Here is a 22,156-nt window from a genome sequence, read left to right on the forward strand (position 1 = left end):
TAATCACTCAATGCGGAGTATCCGAACATGCCAAAGATGAAAACCAAGAGCGGCGCCAAGAAGCGCTTCAAGCCGACTGCGAACGGCTTCAAGCACAAGCACGCTTTCAAGAGCCACATCCTGACCAAGATGACGACCAAGCGTAAGCGTCAGCTGCGCGGCACCTCGCTGATGCATCCGTCCGACGTCGCTAAAGTCGAGCGCATGCTGCGCGTTCGTTAATCCCGGTCAAGATTCCAGAAGGTAACTATTCATGGCTCGTGTTAAGCGTGGCGTCATCGCCCGTCGTCGTCACAAGAAAATCCTGAAACTCGCCAAGGGCTACTACGGCGCACGCTCGCGCGTGTTCCGCGTCGCCAAGCAGGCGGTGATCAAGGCTGGCCAGTACGCCTACCGTGACCGCCGTCAGCGCAAGCGTCAGTTCCGCGCCCTGTGGATCGCCCGTATCAACGCCGGTGCCCGTCAGAACGGTCTGTCCTACAGCCGCCTGATCGCCGGCCTGAAGAAGGCAGCCATCGAGATCGACCGCAAGGTTCTGTCCGATCTGGCAGTGAACGAGAAAGCGGCGTTCGCCGCGATTGTCGAGAAGGCCAAAGCCATTCTGGCTTGATCCCCCCGACAATCACCGGGTTCGCCCGGTGCCGAACGTCACCGATAGGGGAAGAGCCCAGTGCTCTTCCCCTATTTCGTATCTGAGAAGGGGTTTTTGCAAAACCGAGCGTTGCGTTCCTGGCAGACCTCCTGCCGAGTGCGACAAGGTCGAAGCAGGCGCCAGGACAGTTCTGCAAGATCCCCTGGAGGTTGTACATGGAAAACCTGGATGCACTGGTCTCGCAAGCGCTCGAGGCCGTGCAACATTGCGAAGACGTCAACGCCCTGGAACAGCTCCGGGTCCACTACCTCGGCAAGAAGGGCGAGCTGACCCAGCTGATGCAGACCCTGGGCAAGCTCTCGGCCGAAGAGCGGCCGAAGGCCGGTGCCCTGATCAATGCTGCCAAGAACAGCGTTCAGGAGGCCCTCAATGCGCGCAAGGCCGACCTCGAGTCCGCCGCGCTGGCCGCCAGGCTGGCCGCCGAGCGCATCGACGTGACCCTGCCGGGGCGTGGCCAGGCTTCCGGCGGCCTGCATCCAGTGACCCGTACCCTCGAGCGCGTCGAGCAGTTCTTCACCCATATCGGCTACAGCGTCGCCGAGGGCCCGGAAGTCGAGGACGACTACCACAACTTCGAGGCCCTCAACATCCCCGGCCACCATCCGGCGCGGGCGATGCACGATACCTTCTACTTCAATGCCAACATGCTGCTGCGTACCCACACCTCGCCGGTCCAGGTGCGCACCATGGAAAGCCGCCAGCCGCCGATCCGCATCGTCTGCCCGGGCCGCGTTTACCGCTGCGACTCGGATATCACCCACTCGCCGATGTTCCACCAGCTCGAAGGCCTGCTGATCGACGAAAACGTCAGCTTCGCCGACCTCAAGGGCACCATCGAGGAGTTTCTCCGGGTGTTCTTCGAGAAGCCGCTGGGCGTACGTTTCCGCCCCTCGTTCTTCCCCTTCACCGAACCCTCGGCCGAGGTCGACATGCAGTGCGTGATGTGCGGCGGCCACGGTTGCCGGGTGTGCAAGCACACCGGCTGGCTGGAGGTGATGGGCTGCGGCATGGTGCACCCCAACGTGCTGCGCATGTCCGGCATCGATCCGGAGAAGTACCAGGGCTTCGCCTTCGGCATGGGGATCGAGCGCCTGGCCATGTTGCGTTATGGCGTCAACGATCTGCGCCTGTTCTTCGACAACGATCTGCGCTTCCTCGCGCAATTCCGCTAGGGCCGCAACCGTAACCGAATTCTTTGGGAGAACAGGATGAAATTCAGCGAACAATGGCTGCGGGACTGGGTCAATCCGCAGGTGTCCCGCGACGAACTGGTGGCCCGCCTGTCCATGGCCGGTCTTGAGGTCGACAGCGTCACGCCGGTGGCCGGCGCTTTTTCCGGCGTGGTGGTGGGCGAGATCCTTGCCACCGAGCCGCACCCGGACGCCGACAAGCTGCGCGTCTGTCAGGTGAGCAACGGCAGCGAAACCTTCCAGGTGGTCTGTGGTGCGCCCAACGCCCGTCCGGGCATCAGGATCCCCTTTGCCATGCTCGGTGCCGTGCTCGGTGACGACTTCAAGATCAAGAAGGCCAAGCTGCGTGGCGTGGAGTCCTTCGGCATGCTCTGCTCGGCAGCCGAGCTCAAGGTCAGCGAGGAGAACGACGGCCTGCTGGAGCTGCCGGCCGATGCTTCGCTGGGGCAGGACATTCGCACCTGTCTCAACCTGGACGATGCCAGCATCGAGGTGGACCTGACCCCCAACCGTGGCGACTGCCTGTCCCTGGCCGGCCTGGCCCGCGAGGTAGGCGCCCTCTACGGCGCTCCGGTCACTCGTCCGTCGATCGCCAGCGTGCCGCCGCTACATGACGGAGTGCGCCCGGTCGAGGTGCTGGCGCCCCAGGCCTGCCCGCGCTATCTCGGCCGCGTGGTGCGCAACGTCGACCTGTCGCGGCCGACCCCGCAGTGGATGGTCGAACGCCTGCGCCGCTCCGATATCCGCGCCATCGACCCGGCGGTCGACGTCACCAACTACGTGATGCTCGAGCTGGGCCAGCCGATGCATGCCTTCGATCTCGCCGAGGTCCGTGGTGGCATCCGCGTGCGCATGGCCGAGGAGGGCGAGAAACTGGTCCTGCTCGACGGCCAGGAAGTCAGCCTGCGCGCCGATACCCTGGTGATCGCCGACCACGAGCGCGCCTTGGCCATCGCCGGCGTGATGGGTGGCGAACACAGCGGCGTTGCTGCCGGTACCCGCGATCTGTTCCTCGAAAGCGCCTTCTTCGACACTATTGCCATCGCTGGCAAGGCCCGCTCCTACGGTCTGCACACCGACGCCTCGCACCGCTTCGAACGTGGCGTCGACTGGCAGCTGGCCCGCGAAGCCATGGAGCGTGCCACCGCGCTGCTGCTGGAGATCGTCGGCGGAGAGCCCGGTCCCATCGTCGAGGTAACCGATCCGGCGAGCCTGCCGCAGGTGGCACCGATCACCCTGCGCGCCGAGCGCATCGAGCAGATGCTCGGCCTGTGCATGGAGGCTGCCGAAGTCGAGCGCCTGCTGGTCGCGCTGGGGCTGACGGTCAGCTCGGCTGCGGCCGGCCAGTGGCAGGTCGAGGTGCCCAGCCATCGTTTCGATATCAGCCTCGAAGTGGATCTGATCGAGGAGCTCGGCCGCCTGCATGGCTACAACAACCTGCCGGTCCGCTATCCGCAGGCACGCCTGGCCCCGCAGGCGCGTACCGAGGCCCGCGGCGAACTGCCGGTGCTGCGCCGTCTGCTGGTCGCGCGCGGCTACCAGGAGGCGATCACCTACAGCTTCATCGATCCCAAGCTGTTCGAGCTCTTCACTCCGGGCGTCGAGCCGCTGACCCTGGCCAATCCGATCTCCGCGGACATGGCGGCCATGCGGGCCTCGCTCTGGCCGGGACTGGCCAAGGCGTTGCAGTACAACCTGAACCGCCAGCAGTCCCGTGTGCGTCTGTTCGAGAGCGGTCTGCGTTTCGTCGGTCAGTTGGACAACCTCAAGCAGGAGCCCGTGCTGGCTGGCGCCATCACCGGTAGCCGCCTGCCGGAGAGCTGGAGCCATGCCCGGGATGCGGTGGACTTCTATGACGCCAAGGCGGATGTGGAGGCTCTGCTTGCCGCCGCCGGCGCTGCCGACGAATACCGCTTCGTCAGTGGCGAGCATCCCGCGCTACATCCGGGGCAGACAGCGCGGATCGAGCGCGAGGGGCGTCTGGTCGGCTTCCTGGGTGCCCTGCATCCCGAGCTGGGCAGAGCGCTGGGGCTGGATCAGCCGGTCTTCCTGTTCGAGCTGGTCCTGGCGGAAATCGCCGCCGGTCGTCTGCCGGCCTTTCGCGAACTTTCGCGTTTCCCGGAAGTGCGCCGCGATCTGGCCCTGATCGTCGATCGTGAAACACCGGCCGCAGCGGTGCTGCAGAGCATTCGCGAGGCGGCGGGGGAATACCTGGCCGACCTTCGGCTGTTTGACGTCTATCAGGGTAAAGGTATTGATCCGCAACGAAAAAGCCTGGCCGTCGGCTTGACCTGGCAACATCCATCGCGCACTCTTAACGATGATGAGGTGAACAGTACAACCCAGAACATCCTCACCTCGCTGGAAGAAAGGTTCAACGCGACGTTAAGGAAGTAGCGTATGGGGGCTCTGACGAAAGCTGAGATGGCTGAACGTCTCTACGAGGAGCTTGGCCTGAATAAACGAGAAGCCAAGGAGTTGGTGGAGCTGTTCTTCGAGGAAATCCGTCAGGCACTGGAGCACAACGAGCAGGTCAAATTGTCCGGCTTTGGCAATTTCGATCTGCGCGACAAGCGCCAGCGGCCTGGCCGCAATCCCAAGACGGGGGAGGAAATCCCGATCACGGCACGGCGCGTTGTCACCTTTCGTCCAGGGCAGAAGCTGAAAGCCAGGGTTGAAGCCTATGCTGGAACCAAGCCATAACGACGAATTGCCTCCCATACCGGGGAAGCGTTACTTCACCATCGGCGAGGTCAGCGAGCTTTGTGCGGTCAAACCGCATGTGTTGCGTTACTGGGAGCAGGAATTTCCCCAGATCAATCCGGTCAAGCGCCGGGGCAACCGACGCTACTATCAGCGTCAGGATGTCCTGATGATCCGGCATATCCGCGCCCTGCTGTACGAGCAGGGCTTCACCATCGGCGGGGCGCGCCTGCGCCTCTCCGGCGACGAAGCCAAGGAAGATACGACCCAATATCGGCAATTGATCCGGCAGACGATCGCCGAGCTGGAAGACGTCCTTCAGGTTTTGCGCAAATAGCCGAAGCCGCAAAAAAAACTTCCACTTTTCAGAAGCTTAATATATAGTTCGACCCGCTCCGGTAAGCCGGGGCAAGTAGTCGGGGCGTAGCGCAGCCTGGTAGCGCACTTGCATGGGGTGCAAGGGGTCGAGTGTTCGAATCACTCCGTCCCGACCAATAAATTCAATGACTTAGGCCGGTTGAGCAATCACCGGCCTTTTTCATGTCTGCGATTTGGGCTTTCTGGTTGCCAATTGGTTGCCAATTCAGAGTATGCGCAGAGGAGTCTTGCTGCACGGCGAGCAGCCGTTGCTGCAACGGAGCTCGGCGTTCACTATACAAGGTGATGCTCGCCCGGATTTCGCGGTGCCTTCCTCATTGAGCTCCAGCTGAGCTTGCCTCCTCCGATGGACTACAATCGCCGCATCTGCCCATAGGTTGCCTGCCATGTCTCGCAAGAGGTTGCCCATCGGTATCCAGACCTTCGTCCGTATCCGCGAGGACAACTGCTACTACGTCGACAAGACTGGCATCGCCCTGCAGCTGATCGAGGAGGGCAACTACTACTTTCTCTCCCGCCCGCGGCGCTTTGGTAAGAGCCTGTTCCTCGATACCCTGGCCGAGCTGTTCGAGGGCAACGAGCCGTTGTTTCGTGGGCTGGTTGCGCACGGGCAGTGGGACTGGAGCCGGCGTTATCCGGTAGTACGCATCAGCTTCGCCGATGGTGTGGTCAACAGTCGTCAGGCGCTGGATACCCGCATTAACGATCTGCTGCAGGTCAACGCCCAGCGTCTGGGGCTGTCTGCCTTTACGGCTGCCGACATTCCCGGGCGCTTCGCCGAGCTGCTCCGTGAAGCCGAGCGCATTCACGGCCAGCGGGTCGTGGTGCTGATCGATGAGTACGACAAGCCGATTCTCGACAATTTGGGCAACCCCGAGCTGGCCCGAGAGATGCGCGACGGGCTGCGCAACCTCTATTCGGTGGTCAAAGGGCAAGGGGCGCACATCCGCTTTGCCATGCTCACCGGCGTGTCGAAGTTCAGCAAGGCCAGCCTGTTCTCTGGGTTGAACAACCTCAACGACATCACCCTGGACGCGAAGTACTCGGCGATCTGCGGCTATACCGATGAGGATGTCGATACGGTGTTCGCGCCGGAGCTGGCCGACTTGGATCGGGACGAAATCCGCCAGTGGTACAACGGCTACAACTGGACAGGCACCTCGGTCTACAACCCCTTCGACCTGCTGCTGCTGTTCAGCAAGCGCGAATTCCGCAACTACTGGTTCGAAACGGGGACACCGACCTTCCTGCTCGATCTGCTCACCCGGCGTCAGGCCTGGCTGCCGGAGCTGGGGCAGCTGGAAACCGATGCCGAGCTGCTGTCGACCTTCGAGGTGGACAACATCGCTACCGAGGCGCTGATGTTCCAGGCCGGCTATCTGACCATCGACGAGGAGATCAACCTCGACGGCAACTGGTTCTACCGCCTGCGCTACCCCAACCGCGAGGTGCGTCAGAGCCTGCATGGCAGCCTGCTGAAGGCCTGGACGCCGGAGGGGCAACCGGTCACCCGTCAGCGCATGTCGCTCTACCGCCTGTTGCTGGCCAATGACTTCGGCGGCTTGCAGAAGCTGTTCAGCGCCTTCTTCGCCGGTATCCCGCACGACTGGTACCGCAACAATCCGATTGCCCAGTACGAGGGCTACTACGCCAGCGTGTTCTACAGCCACTTCGCTGCACTGGGGCTCGATGTGCGGGTCGAGGATGCCACCAGTCACGGCCGTATCGACATGGCCGTGCTGTTCAACAGCCAGGTCTATCTGTTCGAGTTCAAGGTGGTGGAGCTGGTACCTGAGGGCAAAGCGCTGCAGCAGATCCGCGAGCGCGGTTATGCCGAGAAGTACCGTACGCGCGGCGAAACGATCCACCTGATCGGCGTGGAGTTCAGTCGCGAGAGCCGCAGCGTGGTGGGCTTCGAGGTAGAGCGGGACGGCTGATTCGGCTGTATTGGTTATCGAAACAAAAAAAAGAACGCCCGGCATATAGCCAGCGTGAGCCTTTTCCTTGCAAATCAGTCATTTGGCAGCCTTCTGCGAAGTGTGCGGCTGGAGGCGCCGTCTTTCCTGCCGTCACTGGACCCCCTCCTTAAGCATAAGATGGCGATTGTTTTATTGATTCATGTCAATTGAAGCGGTAGTTTCTACCCCAAGGGAGACGAAACAACGGCGATAACAGCGCCACATCTCGTCTCGATTGAATCGACTGGTAACGACCGCTCGTCTCGTCCTGAGGGAACCGTCATGAAAAAGTTCGGAATTCTGGCTCTGACCATCGGCATGCTCACCGTCGGCACTGTTAACGCTGCCGAAATCGTCCGGGAAGTGACGAGCGAGACCTCCGGCCAGGCTACGGGCGGCATGAGCGGCATGATGGCCGGCTCCGTCGGCGGTCCGATCGGTGCGGTGATCGGCGCAGGCCTCGGCGCGCTGTTCGGCGGTTCCGGTCAGAAGGCCCTGGGTGCCAGCGAGCGCATCTACCTGGTACGCACCGACAGCGGCGAGCTGAAGGAATACCGCTCGCCGAACTACGTCTTCGCCGAAGGCGACAAGGTCGTGATCTACGGCAACCGCCCGCGTCCCTACGGCTGGACCCCCGAAACCGCCGAAGCCTTCGCCTATAACGGCGCCAACTGACGAGCAGGGTGGACAGCGATTGGGTTGTCCGCCGTCACCGATTCCCGCGACGGGCTGACACATCCCTGTTGCACATCTTCTCCCAGCGGCACCTGCGAACCTGGCTGTGCTGCTCCTTCCTTCGATGCCATTCGCCTCGCTCCCGACAGCCAGTCTCTATATGTGCGAGTAGGGGATGAGATCAGGCAGTTCTTGTAGCACCATGTTGCACCGATGCCATCTGCGCTGCAGGGCCAATGCTACATTTTTGCTGCACGGAATTTTCTCTTGTTTTAATCGATTGTTTTAAAAGGGATTTTTAGATCGATGCTGCCGATCCATAATCGGTGCCACGCAGAGGCGGCGAGCCCGTTCGAGCCGCATACTGGCTATGAAGAGGGCCGCTACCCGGTCAGAAGCATAAGCCCCGCAGAGCCTGCATCCGACCAGATAGCGCTGGCAGGCCTGATCCTCGAGCCTGTTTTCCCGCCGCCTGTCAGGCCTCGATCACCTGGCCCTGTTCCGGTGCCTTCTGCTGCTGCTTGGCGATGCTGGTGGCCTGAAGTGCAGTGAGGGCGATAGTGAAGACGATGTCGTCCACCAGCGCGCCGCGCGACAGGTCGTTCACCGGTTTGGCCAGCCCCTGCAGCATCGGGCCGACGCTGATGCAGTTGGCATTGCGTTGCACCGCCTTGTAGGTGGTGTTGCCGGTGTTCAGGTCGGGGAACACGAACACGGTGGCCTGGCCGGCGACCGGGCTGTTCGGTGCCTTCTGCTTGCCGACGCTGGCCACGGAAGCGGCGTCGTACTGCAGCGGGCCGTCGATCGGCAGGCCGGGGGCGCGCTCCTGGGCGATGCGGGTGGCTTCGCGGACCTTGTCCACCTCGGCGCCGCTGCCGGAGTCGCCGGTGGAGTAGCTGATCATCGCCACGCGCGGATGCACGCCGAGGGCTACGGCGGACTCGGCGCTCTGCAGGGCGATTTCGGCCAGCTCGCTGGCGCTCGGGTTGGGATTCACCGCGCAGTCGCCGTAGACCAGCACCTGATCCGGCAGCAGCATGAAGAACACCGAGGACACCAGGTTGTAGCCCGGGGCGGTCTTGATCAGCTGCAGGGCCGGGCGGATGGTGTTGGCGGTGGTATGCACGGCGCCGGAAACCAGGCCGTCCACTTCGTCCAGCGCCAGCATCATGGTGCCGAGCACCACGGTATCCCTGAGCTGCTCGTCGGCCATCTCGGGGGTGAGGCCCTTGCTTTTGCGCATCTGCACCATCGGGGCGATGTACTGCGCACGGATGCTGTCCGGATCGAGGATCTCCAGGCCAGCCGGCAGGATGATGTCCTGCTCGCGGGCCACGGCCTGGACTTCCTCCGGGCGGGCCAGCAGCACGCAGCGGGCGATACCGCGCTCCTGGCAGATGGCGGCGGCGCGGATGGTGCGCGGCTCGTTGCCTTCCGGCAGGACGATGCGCTTGTTGGCTTCCTGGGCGCGTTTGACCAGCTGGTAGCGGAACGCCGGTGGCGACAGTTGCTGCTCGCGCGGCACGCTGAGGCGGGAGTGCAGGTATTCCGGATGCAGGTGCCCGGCGATGAAGTCGGTGACGCGGTTGGCGCGCTCGATGTCGTCCGCCGGGGTTTCCTTGTTCAGGGCGAACAGGCTGGTGGCGGTGTCATAAGAGCCGGTGGTCACGCTCATCACCGGCAGGCCGCCGTCCAGGGCCGCCTTGCACAGTTCCATGATGCGCGGGTCCGGCGTGAAGTCGCTGCACAGCAGCAGGCCGGCCAGCTTCACGCCGTTGAGCGAGGCCAGGCTGGTGGCAAGGATGACATCGTCGCGATCGCCCGGGGTCACCACCAGCACGCCCGGCTGCAGCAGCGGCACGGTGCTGGGCACGGCGCGGGCGCACAGGACGATCTTGCTCACCCGGCGCTGGTCGGCTTCGCCGGCGCTGAGCACCTGGGCGCCGATCAGTTCGGCTACGTCGCGGGTGCGCAGGGCATTCAGCTCTTCGGCGAAGGGAATGGCGCCGAGCAGCTGGAAGCTGGCGCTGCCGAGCAGCGGCAGGTGTTCCTTGAGGCGCTCGATGAAAGCCGGGACGCCGTCCTCGCTGTCGATCTTGTTGATGATCGCGCCGAGTATTTTCGGGTTCCTGGCGCCGCCGAACAGCTGGGCCTGGATCTCGATGCGTTCGGCCAGCTGCTTGAGGCTGTCGCCGCCCTGGACGGCGATCAGGATCACTTCGGCGCCCAGGCTCTTGCTCAGCAGGGGGTTGAGGTGCGCGGAGTAGTCGCTGTCGCGGGTCGGCAGCATGCCCTCGACGATCACCACATCCTTGCCGGCGGCGGCCTGCTGGTAGCGGCTGACCACGTCCTCCAGCAGCAGGTCGATTTCGCCGTTGGCCAGCTGGCGCTCCACCTGATCCAGCAGTATCGGTTCGGGCGCACTCCGGCCCAGGGTGCGCTCGACCAGCAGGCAGGAGCGCTCGCGGCCCTGGTCGACGGGGAGGGGCTGGGCGATCGGTTTGAAGAAGCCGACCTTCAGGCCGGCCTGCTCGAGGGTCCGGATCAGGCCGAGGCTGATGGAATTGAGGCCGACGGCGTAACCGGTGGGGGCGAGAAACAGAGTGTGCATGGATTCTCTCAATGGAGCAGAGTGCTCAGACTGTAGAAGGCATGATGCCGGCAGGAAGTCAGGATGACGAAACCCGACGCCATGATGGTCGTCGGGTTTCGTTGCATCGCAGCTTCCCGTCTGCGCGGTTGTTCGATCAGGCGTCGAGCAGGGCGAGGGTGTCCAGGGCGATCTGGCGTTCCTCGTTGGTCGGCACCACCAGGATGCGCGGGCTGCCGGCCGCCTGGATCTCGCCACCGACGCCGCGGGTGCAGCGGGCGTTGGCTTCGGCGTCGAGCTGGAAGCCGAACAGCTTCATATGCTCCAGGGTGCGCTCGCGCACGGCGGCGGAGTTCTCGCCGATGCCGCCGGTGAAGATCAGGCCGTCCAGCTTGGGCAGGGCGCAGGCCATGCCGGCCAGCGACTTGGCCAGGCGGTAGCAGAACACCTCGAAGGCCAGGGTGGCGCCCGGGTGGCCGGCCATGTGTGCTTCATACAGGGTGCGCATGTCGTTGGACAGGCCGGACAAACCCTTCAGGCCGCTGTCGTGGTTGAGCGTGCGGTCGATCTGCTCGATGCTCCAGCCCAGGGTGCGCGCCAGGTGGCTGTGCAGGTTGGGGTCAACGTCACCGCTGCGGGTGCCCATCGCCAGGCCTTCCAGTGGGGTCAGGCCCATGCTGGTGTCGCGGCTCTCGCCGTTGACGATGGCGCAGGTGGAACAGCCGTTGCCCAGGTGGGCGCTCAGCCAGCTGCTGTTCTCGACCGGCACGCCGACCATTTCCGCGGCACGCTTGCTCACGTAGCGGTGGCTGGTGCCGTGGAAGCCGTAGCGGCGCACGCCATGCTCGGTGTAAAGGAATTCCGGCACGGCGTAGCGGTAGGCGTGGGGCGGCATGCTCTGGTGGAAGGCGGTGTCGAACACGCTGACCTGCGGCAGGCTGGGGAACAGCTCCATCGCGGCCTCGATGCCGACCAGGTGTGCCGGGTTGTGCAACGGTGCCAGGTGGGCGTTGGCGCGAATGCCTGCGAGCACGTCGGCGTCGACCAGATGGGACGCGGTGAAGTGCTCGCCGCCATGCACGACGCGGTGGCCGATGCCGTCGAGATGGCCTCCGGCCGCTTCCTGGGCCAGGGGCAGGATCTTCGACAGCACGGACTGATGGCTGGTGCCAGGCAGGCTCAGACTTTCCTTAGTATCGCCAAATTGCCAGTGGAGGACCGCTTCCGGGCTGCCGAGGCGTTCGGCCAAACCCTGCAGGGGGAAGGTTGTTTGTGCTTCGTTGACCAGAGCGAACTTGATCGACGAGCTACCACAGTTGATCACCAGAATATTGCGGGCGGACATTGAGACTCCTGAAACTTGTCGTGATATGGCCACTACGCTCAATGGCCACACAATTTTTGTAATTGGATTGGTATCCGGCGTTCTTGTGGAACATGGACGAATCAGGGTTTGGCTATCGTGCCACGCAAGGTGAGGGCCCGCCGTTCTGCTTTAGTCGAATCGGTACCTTGGGAACCCTGGGGCCGGCGGGTTGTATGCGCTTGCAGTGGCTTGTCCGACCGGTCGGTGCGCGGTTCGGTGCGAGGGCCGGAACGCGACGGCAGCCCTGCCGCGGGGTTTGACGCGGCCGGATTCATGAAACAAGCTGAAATTTGTCCGGATCCGCCAGATGCTTGCTCAGGAGGGCTGCGTCGTTGGCCAGGGCGCAATGCTTGAAGCCGATCTGGCTTGGGTTCCGCTGAAGTGCGGGAAACAGGAGGAGCGATCATGACAAGGGCTACTCATGTGAAGGCCAATGCGGCCCGGTTCCCGGTTCCGCAAAGCCGCGATGAAGTGAACGAGGCGATTGCCAGGATCGGTCTGCTCCAGCGCGAGCGTGAACGGATTCAGGCCGACATGAACGATGAGCTGGCGAAGGTAAGGCTGCGCTTCGAAGAGCTGGCCACGCCGCTCAACGAGCAGATCACGGGGTTGACCCAGGGGGTGCATACCTGGTGCGAGGCGCATCGCCTGGAGCTGACCAGGAGCGGCAAGACCAAGTTCTATGATTTCGCCGCGGGTGAAATCAAGTGGCGCCTGCGTCCGCCACGGGTGTCCCTGCAATCGGCCGAAAACGTCCTGGAAACCCTCAAGCGACTGGGGCTGACGCGTTTCATCCGCGTCAAGGAGCAGCTGAACAAGGAGGCCATGCTCGCGGAGCCGGAGGTGGTTTCCGGCGTGGCCGGGGTGAAGATCGAGCAGAGCGAGGACTTCGTCATCGTGCCCTTCGGGTCCAATCTCGAGGAGGTCGCCTGAGCGGGCCGCGCGGCTCCCGCAGCCGATGATGAGCCCATCCGCTGGGAGGGTTGTCGGCGCGCTCCGTCCGGGTTGCGGGCGGCTCAGCGCGCGGCTTCTGCCAACTGCATGTCGGCGCCTGCCCAGACCTTGCGGAAGCGCTCCAGCACGGCGTCGGCCTCCGCTGTGCGGTCCTGGGCCTGCAGAGCCAGGGCCAGCCCGTGCAGCGACCAGCCGTTCTCCGGGAAGCGCTTGAGGTCCTCGCGAAAGGCCTGTTCGGCTTCCTCGCTGCGTTCCGCCGCCAGCAGCACCAGACCGAGTTCCTCACGTACCGGCACCGTCCATTCCGGGGGCTCGCCGTAGACCAGCCGGTCCTCCAGATGAGCCGCTTCGCGCAAATGGCCGATCGCGCGCGGGAAATCCGCCTTCCTGGCGGCGATCTGGCCGGCCAGCACTTCCGTGGCGATTTTCAGTATGGCGCCCGAGGTGTTGAACTCCAGGCGCAGTGCGTCCATCCGCGGGTCCTGCGCGGTGGCGCGCAGCGGCGCCAGGTCCGCCTCGGCGCCCGGCAGATCGCCGCGTGCCGCCAGCGCCCGGCCGTGGGCGTAGTGCCAGAGGGCGCGGGCGTGGGGCAGATCCTGCGGCGGAGCCGGCGCCTTGAGGATCTCGTCCCAGCGGCCGAAGCGCACCAGCATCTGCAGCTGGCGGGTCTGGTGCTGCTGCAGGAAGGTCATCCCGGGCTCCCGCAGCATCGGTTGCGGAACCAGTTCGGCCATCTTCTGTGTGGCGGCCAGCGCCTGACCGCTGCGGCCGATCATGCTCGCGGCGAAGGCCAGGAAGTCGTAGTTGTGCGGGTAGTAGCCGGCGAGGTAGACGCCGAACGCCGGATTCTGGTCGCGGATGAAGGTTTCGTCGGCATGCACCGCGTGCTCGTTGGCCCTGATGGCGTCCTCGTAGCGTCCGACGCGGATGTAGATGTGCCCGGGCATGTGCACCAGATGGCCGGCGCCGGGCATCAGGCCGGCGAGCCGTTCCGCGCACGGAACCGCTCGCTCCGGCTGGGTCGCCTCGACGGCATGGATGAAGAAGTGGCACGCCCCCGGGTGATTGGGGTTCGCCGCGATCACCCGCTCCAGCTGGGCGAGCATCTCGGGAGTATCCGGCCGCGGCTGGCCGTCCTGGCTCCAGTACTGCCACGGGCTCAGATCCATGAGGGACTCCGCAAAGAGGGTTGCCGCCTCCTGATCCTCCGGGTACTCGCGGGCGACCTCGCGCATCGCACGGGCATAGGCCGCATCCAGGGCGCTTCGCTCGGCGGGCGGGGGGACTGCATAGCGCGTCGCGAGAGCCCGGATCAGCGCCTGCTCCTTCGTACTCGCCTTCCGTTCGAGCGCCTTCTGGATTGCGGCATGCGCGGCGGCCCCGGCACTGGCGTCCATCGGCGCGTTGATGTTGGGACCGTAGGCCAGGGCAATTCCCCAGTAGCACATGGCGCAGTCCGGATCGAGCCGGACGGCCTCCTCGAAGGCGCGGATCGCTTCCTGATGGTTGAACGCGTAGTAGAGCCGCAACCCCTGGTCGAAATAGCGCTGTGCCTGCGGCACGCTGGTGCTGATGGCGTAGTGATGAGCACCCAGGTTGTCGTACAGCGGGACCGCAGGGCGCTCGGCCTGCGCCTGGGCCGCGGAGCCGGCGCTCAAGGCCAGCGCCGCGCCCAGCGCAGCAAGGAGGCGCCGGCCCGGGGCACGAGGCGGCCGACAGCGGGAGAGGCGGGGCAGGGCAAGAAGCCGGGTGATCCAGGTGCTCACGGTATCGCTCCCTTCCAGGCCGGTTCGCAACGGCCTCGTGCGACAGGGCAGGCGCCGGCGATTCTCGGATTGCCTGGTTGATGGGTGGATTGTCGGAGGATTGTTTTTCGATATTCCGTTCGAGGCATCAGGAAGGAAAATATAGCGCATGGACAAGGGTATATTGGATTTCCGTTCAATCGAGATTCTCGGGATGGTACTTGTCTTGCACACTTGTATTTCTATCCCGACGGGCTCGGTTGAGTTCGTTGTCAGGCGAATGCTGGGCCTAGGCTGCTTGCCCCGATCAATCTTCATTGAGGATAAAGTTCGATGACGCTGATTGCCCGAAAGCAGCTGTCTGCCGGTTTCCAGTATCTCTGCCTTTCCATACCGAGCGCGGGACGGACAGGCTGTTGTGTTTGTCTTGTGGCTGCCTGTTCGGCTGAGTTGGCCGAGTTGTCGCCTGGCGGTAACCAGTCATGAGTTCTGGTCGGATTTATGCAATAGCGATATCCGCTGTGCTTAATTTCCGTGTCCAAGTCCGGTAGCGCCTCACGGACGTGTTGTCCGAGAGCACGATTGTTTGCTGCTGCAGGAAAGTTGTCGCTGGCAGGCGTTGTCCGATGCGCGGATTTCTTGCCCATGGCATCGCAGTGCGGATATCAGTTGCGCTGGCGAACTTGAGCGAAATTATCAGGGAATACTGCTGCAGGCGGCGCAGCATGAAAGCCGACGAAATCATGGCAATCCGAATCGGGCCTGCGATCCGGCGCTATTTCTGGCCGGCCGCAGAGGCCCGCGATGACTTGGGAGGCCGACGCGGAGCCGCTCCAACAGCGTTGTCGGCCCTGCTGAGCCTGGCTTGTCTGCGCGTCCCGGCTGTACCCCCTGGCATGCTGTATCACAGTAAATTACTTATCCAACTATAAATTGACCGCAATATAGCCTTGGCTTATTAAAACACGGCTATATGCCCGTTCGTCGGTGATGGGAAACTTTGATGGCTGCCCCCCTTTCAAAACTATCGATAGAGGCAAAACAAGTTATCCGCTCAATCGGTAGGCATGAGGAAAGGCTCCGAAGAAAGCGGAAATAGACACAGGCAGTCAGGCTTTGGCAATTGTGTCGACTGTCGGAGTGATTATTTCTTTGTCATTGAGGGCTGGGTGGAAATATGAATAAGCCCAGGATTGGTGTGAGTATTGGGAGAGCAGGCGGGAAGGATATGCATGGTCGCCTTTTTTGTGCTGAAAACTTGATAAAACAAAAAGGTGACTATACTGAAGTCGCGCAGTGTGCTTGAGACTTCATCAGGCACAGGGAAAATCAAGAAGCGCAGAAGGTTGGTAGGGGTTGCATATAGGTTGCATATATAGGCAACTGCGCAATGACCGTCGACGAGACATGCCGCAAGACAAAAGCGGTAAAGCCACGTAGCGGTTCACAACCACGATTTCCATAGAGGAAATCGAATACGAGGGCGGCGAGGCAGTACAAGGGCAGCCAACGTGTCAGGGAGATTATTTAGCAAAGGAAAAGGCAAAGCGAATCAACTCGAGCCCATGAGCCAGCGCCAAAACAATCGAACGATGTTATGTGAGGACTTCATCATGGCCACTGAAAAACAACCAGGTCAGCAAGGTCAGCAAGGTCAGCAAGGTCAGCAAGGCAAGCAAGGAGGAAGCCAGCCGCAACAGGGCCAGAATGCCGGCCAGCGTGCAGGCAGCCAAGGCGCCGGGCAGACCGGCCAGCAGGGCCAGCAGGACTGGAACCAGAGCCAAGGTGCACAGGGGATGAGTGGCCAACAAGGCCGTGAAGCTGGACAGCAGGGCAGCGGCCAGCAAGGCCGTCAAGGCGGTCAGGGTCAGCAGGGAGAGCAACGTGGGCAGCAGGGCCAGCAAGGCAGCAGCCAGCAAGGCCATCAAGGTGGTCAACAGGGCGGCCAGCAAAGCGGTCAACAAGGCCAGCAAGGCAGCCAGCAAGGCCATCAGGGTGGTCAACCAGGGCAACAGCGCAGCAACCTGAGCGAGGAAGAGCAGCGCAAAGCGGACCAGGCTCGGCGGGACCAGGAACAACAAGGCCGCAACCCGTCCAAGCCATGAGCCCAGGCCTGGACCACGAGACCTGCTGGATCGATCCGGTCAGCCAGTAATCTTCTGGCAAGCGACAGGATCAACGGATGGCCCCGGGAGCGACTTGGGGCCATCTCCCCCCGAAGGCATCAAAGCCCCGCATAGGGGATGAATCCCACCCCGCTCGCCGCAAGCGAACACAGCGCTGTCTGCGCTGGCTTCCTGCATTCCCCCTCGATTCTCTGCCTCTTTTCGCACCTGTCCGGCCAGGCGTCGGCCCGCTGCGTTCAGCGGATTGCCTGCAAGGCCGGCAGCGCTGAAAACGGCGTCCGAAATTCATACGCCCGCGGGCTACGCCATTCGGCTATCGGACGCCTCCAGACATCCCGATAGGCGCAGCTACGAAAATAATTTCTTTCATATCAAATGCTTACGATGTTGTTTCGGGCCTGGCCCAGGCTTTGCTTCGTTGCCTGGCGAGCCGCGATTGCAGCCCTTTTGGCTGGCAAGGATGCGCGGTCTCGAAAGGTTGTACCGCGACAATTCGAACAACAACGGAGAACCCCATGGACATGCAACGCTCGAAAGTCCAGGTGATGGGCATCGATGCCGGCGGCACGATGACCGACACCTTCTTCGTCCGCGAGGACGGCAACTTCGTGGTCGGCAAGGCGCAGAGCAATCCGGCCGACGAATCCCTGGCCATCTACAACTCCTCCCTCGACGCGCTGTCCGCCTGGCAACAGGGCGTCGACGACGTCTACCCGGAACTGGTGACCTGCGTGTATTCCGGCACCGCCATGCTCAACCGGGTGGTGCAGCGCAAGGGGCTGGACGTCGGCCTGATGGTCAACAAGGGTTTCGAACAGACCCACTCGATGGGCCGCGCCATCCAGAGCTACCTGGGTTACGCGCTGGAGGAGCGGCTGCACCTCAACACCCACCGTTACGATGCGCCGCTGGTGCCCTACTCGCGGACCCGCGGGGTCACCGAGCGCACCGACGTGCAGGGCCGGATCGTCATCCCGCTGCGCGAGGAGGAAGTGCGCCAGGCCACCCGCGAGCTGGTCGAAGCCGGCGCCCAGGCGATCGTCATCGTGCTGCTGCAGTCGCACAAGAACCCCGCCAGCGAGAAGCGCGCCCGTGACGTGTGCCGCGAGGAGCTCAAGCGGCTCGGCGCGGACCTGCCGGTGTTCGCCTCGGTCGACTACTACCCCTCGCGCAAGGAGAGCCACCGCACCAACACCACGATCCTCGAGGCCTACGCCGCCGAGCCGTCGCGCCAGACCCTGCAGAAGGTCAGCGAGCGGTTCAAGAAGCACGGCGCCAAGTTCGACCTGCGGGTGATGGCCACCCACGGCGGGACCATCTCCTGGAAGGCCAAGGAGCTGGCGCGGACCATCGTCTCCGGGCCGATCGGCGGGGTGATCGGCTCCAGGCTGCTCGGCGAGGCGCTGGGCTACGAGAACATCGCCTGCTCGGACATCGGCGGCACCTCCTTCGACATGGCGCTGATCACCAAGGGCAACTTCGCCATTGCCTCCGACCCGGACATGGCCCGCCTGGTGCTGTCCCTGCCGCTGGTGGCGATGGACTCGGTGGGCGCCGGCGCCGGCAGCTTCGTGCGCCTCGATCCTTACAGCGGCTCGCTCAAGCTGGGCCCGGACAGCGCCGGTTACCGGGTCGGCACCTGCTGGCCGGAGAGCGGTCTGGACACCGTGTCGGTGACCGACTGCCACGTGGTGCTCGGCTATCTCAACCCGGCCAACTTCCTCGGCGGCGCCATCAAGCTCGACGTGGGGCGCGCCCGCCAGCACATCCAGGCGCAGATCGCCGGGCCGCTCGGGCTGTCGGTCGAGGAGGCCGCCGCCGGGGTCATCGAGCTGCTCGACCTGTCGCTGCACGAATACCTGCGCGCCAACATCAGCGCCAAGGGCTACAACCCCACCGACTTCGTGTGCTTCTCCTACGGCGGAGCCGGTCCGGTACACACCTACGGCTACACCGAGGGCCTCGGCTTCAAGGACGTGGTGGTGCCGGCCTGGGCGGCGGGCTTCTCGGCCTTCGGCTGCGCCTGCGCCGACTTCGAGTACCGCTACGACAAGAGCGTCGACATCGCCCTGCCGCCGGACAGCGGCGAAGCCGCCTGCGCCGAGGCCTGCGCGGTGATCCAGGCGGCCTGGGACGAACTGGCCGCCAAGGTCATCGAGGAGTTCGTGATCAACGGCTTCAAGGCCGAGGATGTGACCCTGCTGCCCGGCTACCGCATGCAGTACATGGGCCAGCTCAACGACCTGGAGATCACCTCGCCGATCGCCTCGGCCGCCAGCGCAGCCGACTGGCAGCAGATCACCGAGGCCTTCGAGGACACCTATGCGCGGGTCTATGCCAGCTCGGCGCGCTCCCCGGAACTGGGCTTCTCGGTCACCGGGGCGATCATGCGCGGCCTGGTCGCCACCCAGAAGCCGGTGCTGCCCGAAGATCCCGAGGCCGGCCCGCAGCCGCAGCCGGCCGCGCACCTCGGCAAGCGGCCGTTCTACCGGCACAAGCGCTGGGTCGACGCCGACATCTGGCAGATGGAAGCCCTGCAGCCGGGCAACCACATCGTCGGGCCGGCGGTGATCGAGTCCGACTCCACCACCTTCGTGGTGCCCGACGGCTTCGAGACCTACCTGGACAAGCACCGCCTGTTCCACCTCAAGGAATGCGCCCGCGGCTGAACCCGGACCGGAACAACAACAAGAGAGACCTTCACCATGAATATGCTGGCCAAGAACGCCCCCGGCGCGCTGCTGGGCAACGGCAAGACCCTGCAGGCCTTTCGCAGCGAAGTGATCCAACGCACCAGGGAAACCGGCTTCTACAACGGGCTGAGCAGCCTGCCGTTCCGCGAGAGTGACCCGATCGGCTACGAGAAGCTGTTCTCGAAGATCCGCGGCGGCCTGGTGCACGCCCGCGAGACCGCCAAGAAGATCGCCGCCAGTCCCATCGTCGAGCAGGAGGGCGAACTCTGCTTCACCCTCTACAATGCGGTGGGCGACTGCATCCTCACCTCCACCGGGATCATCATCCACGTCGGCACCATGGGCGCGGCGATCAAGTACATGATCGAGAACGACTGGGAGAGCAATCCCGGCATCGCCCCCGGCGACATGTTCACCAACAACGACTGCTCGATCGGCAACGTGCACCCCTGCGACATCGCCACCATCGTGCCGATCTTCGCCCACGGCAAGCTGATCGGCTGGGTCGGCGGCGTCACCCACGTCATCGACACCGGCGCGGTGACCCCGGGCTCCATGTCCACCGGCCAGGTGCAGCGCTTCGGCGACGGCTACCAGATCACCTGCCGCAAGACCGGGGTCAACGACCAGCCGCTGCGCGACTGGCTGCACGAGTCGCAGCGCTCGGTGCGCACGCCCAAGTACTGGATCCTCGACGAGCGCACCCGCATCGCCGGCTGCCACATGATCCGCGGCATGGTCGAGGAGATCATCGCCGCCGAGGGCCTGGAGGCCTACGAGCGCTTCGCCTTCGAGGTGATCGAGGAGGGCCGCCGCGGGCTGCAGTCGCGGATCAAGGCGATGACCCTGCCGGGCACCTACCGCAAGGTGGCCTTCGTCGACGTGCCGTTCAAGCACGAGGACGTGCAGACCTCCTCGGCCTTCGCCAAGGTCGACACCATCATGCACTCGCCGGTGGAGATCACCATTCGCCCGGACGCCAGCTGGCGCCTCGACTTCGAGGGTTCCAGCCGCTGGGGCTGGCACACCTTCAACGCCCACCATGTGGCCTTCACCAGCGGCATCTGGGTGATGATGACCCAGACCCTGGTGCCTACCCAGCGGATCAACGACGGCGCCTGCTTCGGCACCGAGTTCCACCTGCCCAAGGGCGCCTGGTGCAACCCGGACGACCGCCGCACCGGCCACGCCTACGCCTGGCACTTCCTGGTCTCCGGCTGGAGCGCCCTGTGGCGCGGCCTCGGCCAGGCCTACTACAGCCGCGGCTACCTGGAGGAGGTCAACTCGGGCAACGCCAACACCTCCAACTGGCTGCAGGGCGGCGGCATCAACCAGGACGGCGAAGTGCACGCGGTGAACAGCTTCGAGGCCTCGTCCTGCGGCACCGGCGCCATGGCGTTCCGCGACGGCCTCAACCATGCCGCGGCGATTTGGAACCCGGAAGGCGACATGGGCGACATCGAGATCTGGGAGATGGCCGAGCCGCTGCTGTACCTGGGCCGCAACGTCAAGTGCAACTCCGGCGGCTACGGCAAGTATCGCGGCGGCTGCGGCTTCGAAACCCTGCGCATGGTGTGGAACGCCCAGGACTGGACCATGTTCTTCATGGGCAACGGCTACATGAACTCCGACTGGGGCCTGATGGGCGGCTACCCGGCCGCCACCGGCTACCGTTTCGAGGCGCATGGCACGGGCCTCAAGGAGCGTATCGAACAGGGCCTGCCGCTGCCCTTGGGCGGCGACCGCGATCCTTCCGCGCCGGCCTACGAGCAGCACATCGCGGCGAGTGCCAGGGTCAAGCGCGACAAGCAGTGCATGACCACCGAGGACTGCTACGAGAACCACGACCTCTACCTCAACTACCTGCGCGGCGGCCCGGGCTTCGGCGATCCGCTGGAGCGCGAGATCGGGGCCATCGAAGACGACCTGAACCAGAGCTTCGTCCTGCCGGCCTACGCCGAGAAGGTCTACGGCGCGGTTATTGCCCAGGACGCCAAGGGCCACTGGGCGGTGGATGCGGTGGCCACCGAGGATCGCCGCCGGCAGATCCGCGCCGAGCGCCTGCAGCGCTCGCAGCCGACCCGCGAGTGGATGCGTGAGGAGCGCGAGCGGATCGTCACCAAGCACGCCTCGGCGCCGGTGCAGCAGATGTTCGCCAGCAGTTTCTCCCTGTCGGAGAAGTTCCTCGCCGAATTCAAGGCGTTCTGGGGCCTGCCGGCCGACTGGAAGCTGACCGAGGACGAACTCGACCAGCCGACCTATGGCTCCAGGTACCGCATGGACCTGTCCCTGCTGCCGGACGTCCACACCGTGGTTCAAGTCGAAGAATGAGGAGCGCGAGATGAGCACCTATACCAAGGAACAAGTGAAGAACCTGGTGGACGGCCGCCTGGACTGGGACACCACCACCCGCATGCTGACCATGCCCAAGGACCGCGAACGCTTCGAGCTGTACCTGAGCGTGCTGCAGGAGCGCGTCGCCTGGCCGGACCGCATCGTCCTGCCGCTGGGCCCGGCGCTGTACATCGTGCAGTCGGCGACCAGCAAGCGCTGGATGACCAAGTGCCGCTGCGGCCACGAGTTCTGCGACTACCGGGAGAACTGGAAGCTCTTCGCCAACATCCACGTGCGCGACACCCCGGAGAGCATGCAGGAGGTCTATCCGGCGCTGCTCGCCCCGGATACCCAGTGGCAGGTCTACCGCGAGTACTACTGCCCGCACTGCGCCACCCAGCTCGACGTCGAGGCGCCGACCCCCTGGTATCCGGTGATCCACGACTTCGAGCCGGACATCGACACCTTCTACCGCGACTGGCTGGAGCTGCCGCTGCCCGAGCGCGCCGATTGATCGTGTGAAACCGCTGCCTCCCCGGCGTCTGCCGGGGAGCCCTCCGACAGGCTCCGTCCCGGGGCCTGCATCCCGCCGCTGGTCTTTATTCGCCAGCAACTGCCGCCTGTCCGCACGCTCTGGATTCCCGAGGCGATTGCTGGTTCGAGCGGATGGGTTCCTGTCTAGAATGCCTTGCAGTTTCTACGGCATTGCATATTCGTGTTCGCGTGCCCGCTGCATTCACGACGCTGTAGACGTTTCGCTCGCAGGGCCGAGCCAAGAACAATAACAATCAA

16 protein-coding genes and 1 tRNA gene are annotated in these 22,156 nt (G+C 64.0%); 13 read left to right on the forward strand and 4 right to left on the reverse strand.

Annotation, left to right across the window (positions count from 1 at the left end):
* The first annotated feature begins 27 nt into the window (after positions 1 to 27).
* From rpmI to ACG10_RS08270, 9 genes are all read left to right on the forward strand, one after another.
* On the forward strand, positions 28 to 222 hold the full coding sequence (gene rpmI / locus ACG10_RS08230; RefSeq protein WP_039804765.1) for a 50S ribosomal protein L35: 195 nt from the start codon (positions 28 to 30) through the stop codon (positions 220 to 222).
* Between the two features lie 31 nt (positions 223 to 253).
* On the forward strand, positions 254 to 610 hold the full coding sequence (gene rplT / locus ACG10_RS08235; protein WP_089167862.1) for a 50S ribosomal protein L20: 357 nt from the start codon (positions 254 to 256) through the stop codon (positions 608 to 610).
* A gap of 197 nt (positions 611 to 807) precedes the next feature.
* Positions 808 to 1,824, forward strand: coding sequence for a phenylalanine--tRNA ligase subunit alpha (gene pheS / locus ACG10_RS08240; protein ID WP_089167863.1), 1,017 nt, complete (start codon positions 808 to 810; stop codon positions 1,822 to 1,824).
* A gap of 36 nt (positions 1,825 to 1,860) precedes the next feature.
* Positions 1,861 to 4,239, forward strand: a complete 2,379-nt coding sequence (pheT, locus tag ACG10_RS08245; RefSeq protein ID WP_089167864.1) for a phenylalanine--tRNA ligase subunit beta — start codon at positions 1,861 to 1,863, stop codon at positions 4,237 to 4,239.
* Positions 4,240 to 4,242: 3 nt separating this feature from the next.
* Positions 4,243 to 4,545 carry an integration host factor subunit alpha gene (gene ihfA, locus ACG10_RS08250; protein WP_011913482.1) on the forward strand — a complete coding sequence of 101 codons (303 nt, stop codon included), beginning with the start codon at positions 4,243 to 4,245 and terminating at the stop codon, positions 4,543 to 4,545.
* The gene (locus tag ACG10_RS08255; RefSeq protein WP_039804752.1) at positions 4,526 to 4,882 is read left to right on the forward strand and encodes a MerR family transcriptional regulator; all 357 of its coding nucleotides are present in this window, start codon (positions 4,526 to 4,528) and stop codon (positions 4,880 to 4,882) included. The genes ihfA and ACG10_RS08255 overlap by 20 nt, the downstream gene beginning before the upstream one ends.
* A gap of 80 nt (positions 4,883 to 4,962) precedes the next feature.
* Positions 4,963 to 5,039, forward strand: a tRNA-Pro gene (locus ACG10_RS08260).
* Positions 5,040 to 5,309: 270 nt separating this feature from the next.
* Complete coding sequence (locus tag ACG10_RS08265) at positions 5,310 to 6,860, forward strand: ATP-binding protein (protein WP_089167865.1); 1,551 nt, start codon at positions 5,310 to 5,312, stop codon at positions 6,858 to 6,860.
* Between the two features lie 303 nt (positions 6,861 to 7,163).
* Positions 7,164 to 7,556 carry a hypothetical protein gene (locus ACG10_RS08270; RefSeq protein ID WP_169531315.1) on the forward strand — a complete coding sequence of 131 codons (393 nt, stop codon included), beginning with the start codon at positions 7,164 to 7,166 and terminating at the stop codon, positions 7,554 to 7,556.
* A gap of 475 nt (positions 7,557 to 8,031) precedes the next feature.
* Here the strand turns inward: ACG10_RS08270 and pta are convergent, their stop codons facing one another.
* On the reverse strand, positions 8,032 to 10,167 hold the full coding sequence (gene pta, locus ACG10_RS08275) for a phosphate acetyltransferase (protein WP_089167866.1): 2,136 nt from the start codon (positions 10,165 to 10,167) through the stop codon (positions 8,032 to 8,034).
* A gap of 136 nt (positions 10,168 to 10,303) precedes the next feature.
* Positions 10,304 to 11,491 (reverse strand): acetate kinase, encoded by a 1,188-nt coding sequence (locus ACG10_RS08280; RefSeq protein WP_039804742.1) that lies wholly within the window; start codon positions 11,489 to 11,491, stop codon positions 10,304 to 10,306.
* 426 nt (positions 11,492 to 11,917) lie between these two features.
* Here ACG10_RS08280 and ACG10_RS08285 point away from each other — a divergent pair, with 426 nt between their 5' ends.
* Positions 11,918 to 12,445, forward strand: a complete 528-nt coding sequence (locus tag ACG10_RS08285; RefSeq protein ID WP_232487208.1) for a host-nuclease inhibitor Gam family protein — start codon at positions 11,918 to 11,920, stop codon at positions 12,443 to 12,445.
* Between the two features lie 83 nt (positions 12,446 to 12,528).
* Here the strand turns inward: ACG10_RS08285 and ACG10_RS08290 are convergent, their stop codons facing one another.
* Both ACG10_RS08290 and ACG10_RS08295 read right to left on the reverse strand, forming a co-directional pair.
* A complete protein-coding gene (locus tag ACG10_RS08290) occupies positions 12,529 to 14,232 on the reverse strand; it encodes a tetratricopeptide repeat protein (RefSeq protein ID WP_232487209.1) in 1,704 nt (567 codons plus the stop codon).
* Positions 14,233 to 15,806: 1,574 nt separating this feature from the next.
* Positions 15,807 to 16,292 (reverse strand): hypothetical protein, encoded by a 486-nt coding sequence (locus tag ACG10_RS08295; protein WP_089167867.1) that lies wholly within the window; start codon positions 16,290 to 16,292, stop codon positions 15,807 to 15,809.
* A gap of 560 nt (positions 16,293 to 16,852) precedes the next feature.
* On the opposite strand from ACG10_RS08295, the gene ACG10_RS08300 reads away from it, so the two are divergent.
* The 3 genes from ACG10_RS08300 to ACG10_RS08310 are packed head-to-tail and all read left to right on the forward strand — an operon-like array spanning position 16,853 to position 21,878.
* The gene (locus ACG10_RS08300; protein ID WP_089167868.1) at positions 16,853 to 19,006 is read left to right on the forward strand and encodes a hydantoinase/oxoprolinase family protein; all 2,154 of its coding nucleotides are present in this window, start codon (positions 16,853 to 16,855) and stop codon (positions 19,004 to 19,006) included.
* Positions 19,007 to 19,042: 36 nt separating this feature from the next.
* Positions 19,043 to 21,361 carry a hydantoinase B/oxoprolinase family protein gene (locus tag ACG10_RS08305; protein ID WP_089167869.1) on the forward strand — a complete coding sequence of 773 codons (2,319 nt, stop codon included), beginning with the start codon at positions 19,043 to 19,045 and terminating at the stop codon, positions 21,359 to 21,361.
* 10 nt (positions 21,362 to 21,371) lie between these two features.
* Positions 21,372 to 21,878, forward strand: a complete 507-nt coding sequence (locus ACG10_RS08310; RefSeq protein WP_089167870.1) for an acetone carboxylase subunit gamma — start codon at positions 21,372 to 21,374, stop codon at positions 21,876 to 21,878.
* Positions 21,879 to 22,156: the final 278 nt, after the last annotated feature.

This window comes from Azotobacter chroococcum, from assembly GCF_002220155.1.
Classification (GTDB): Bacteria; Pseudomonadota; Gammaproteobacteria; order Pseudomonadales; family Pseudomonadaceae; genus Azotobacter; species Azotobacter chroococcum.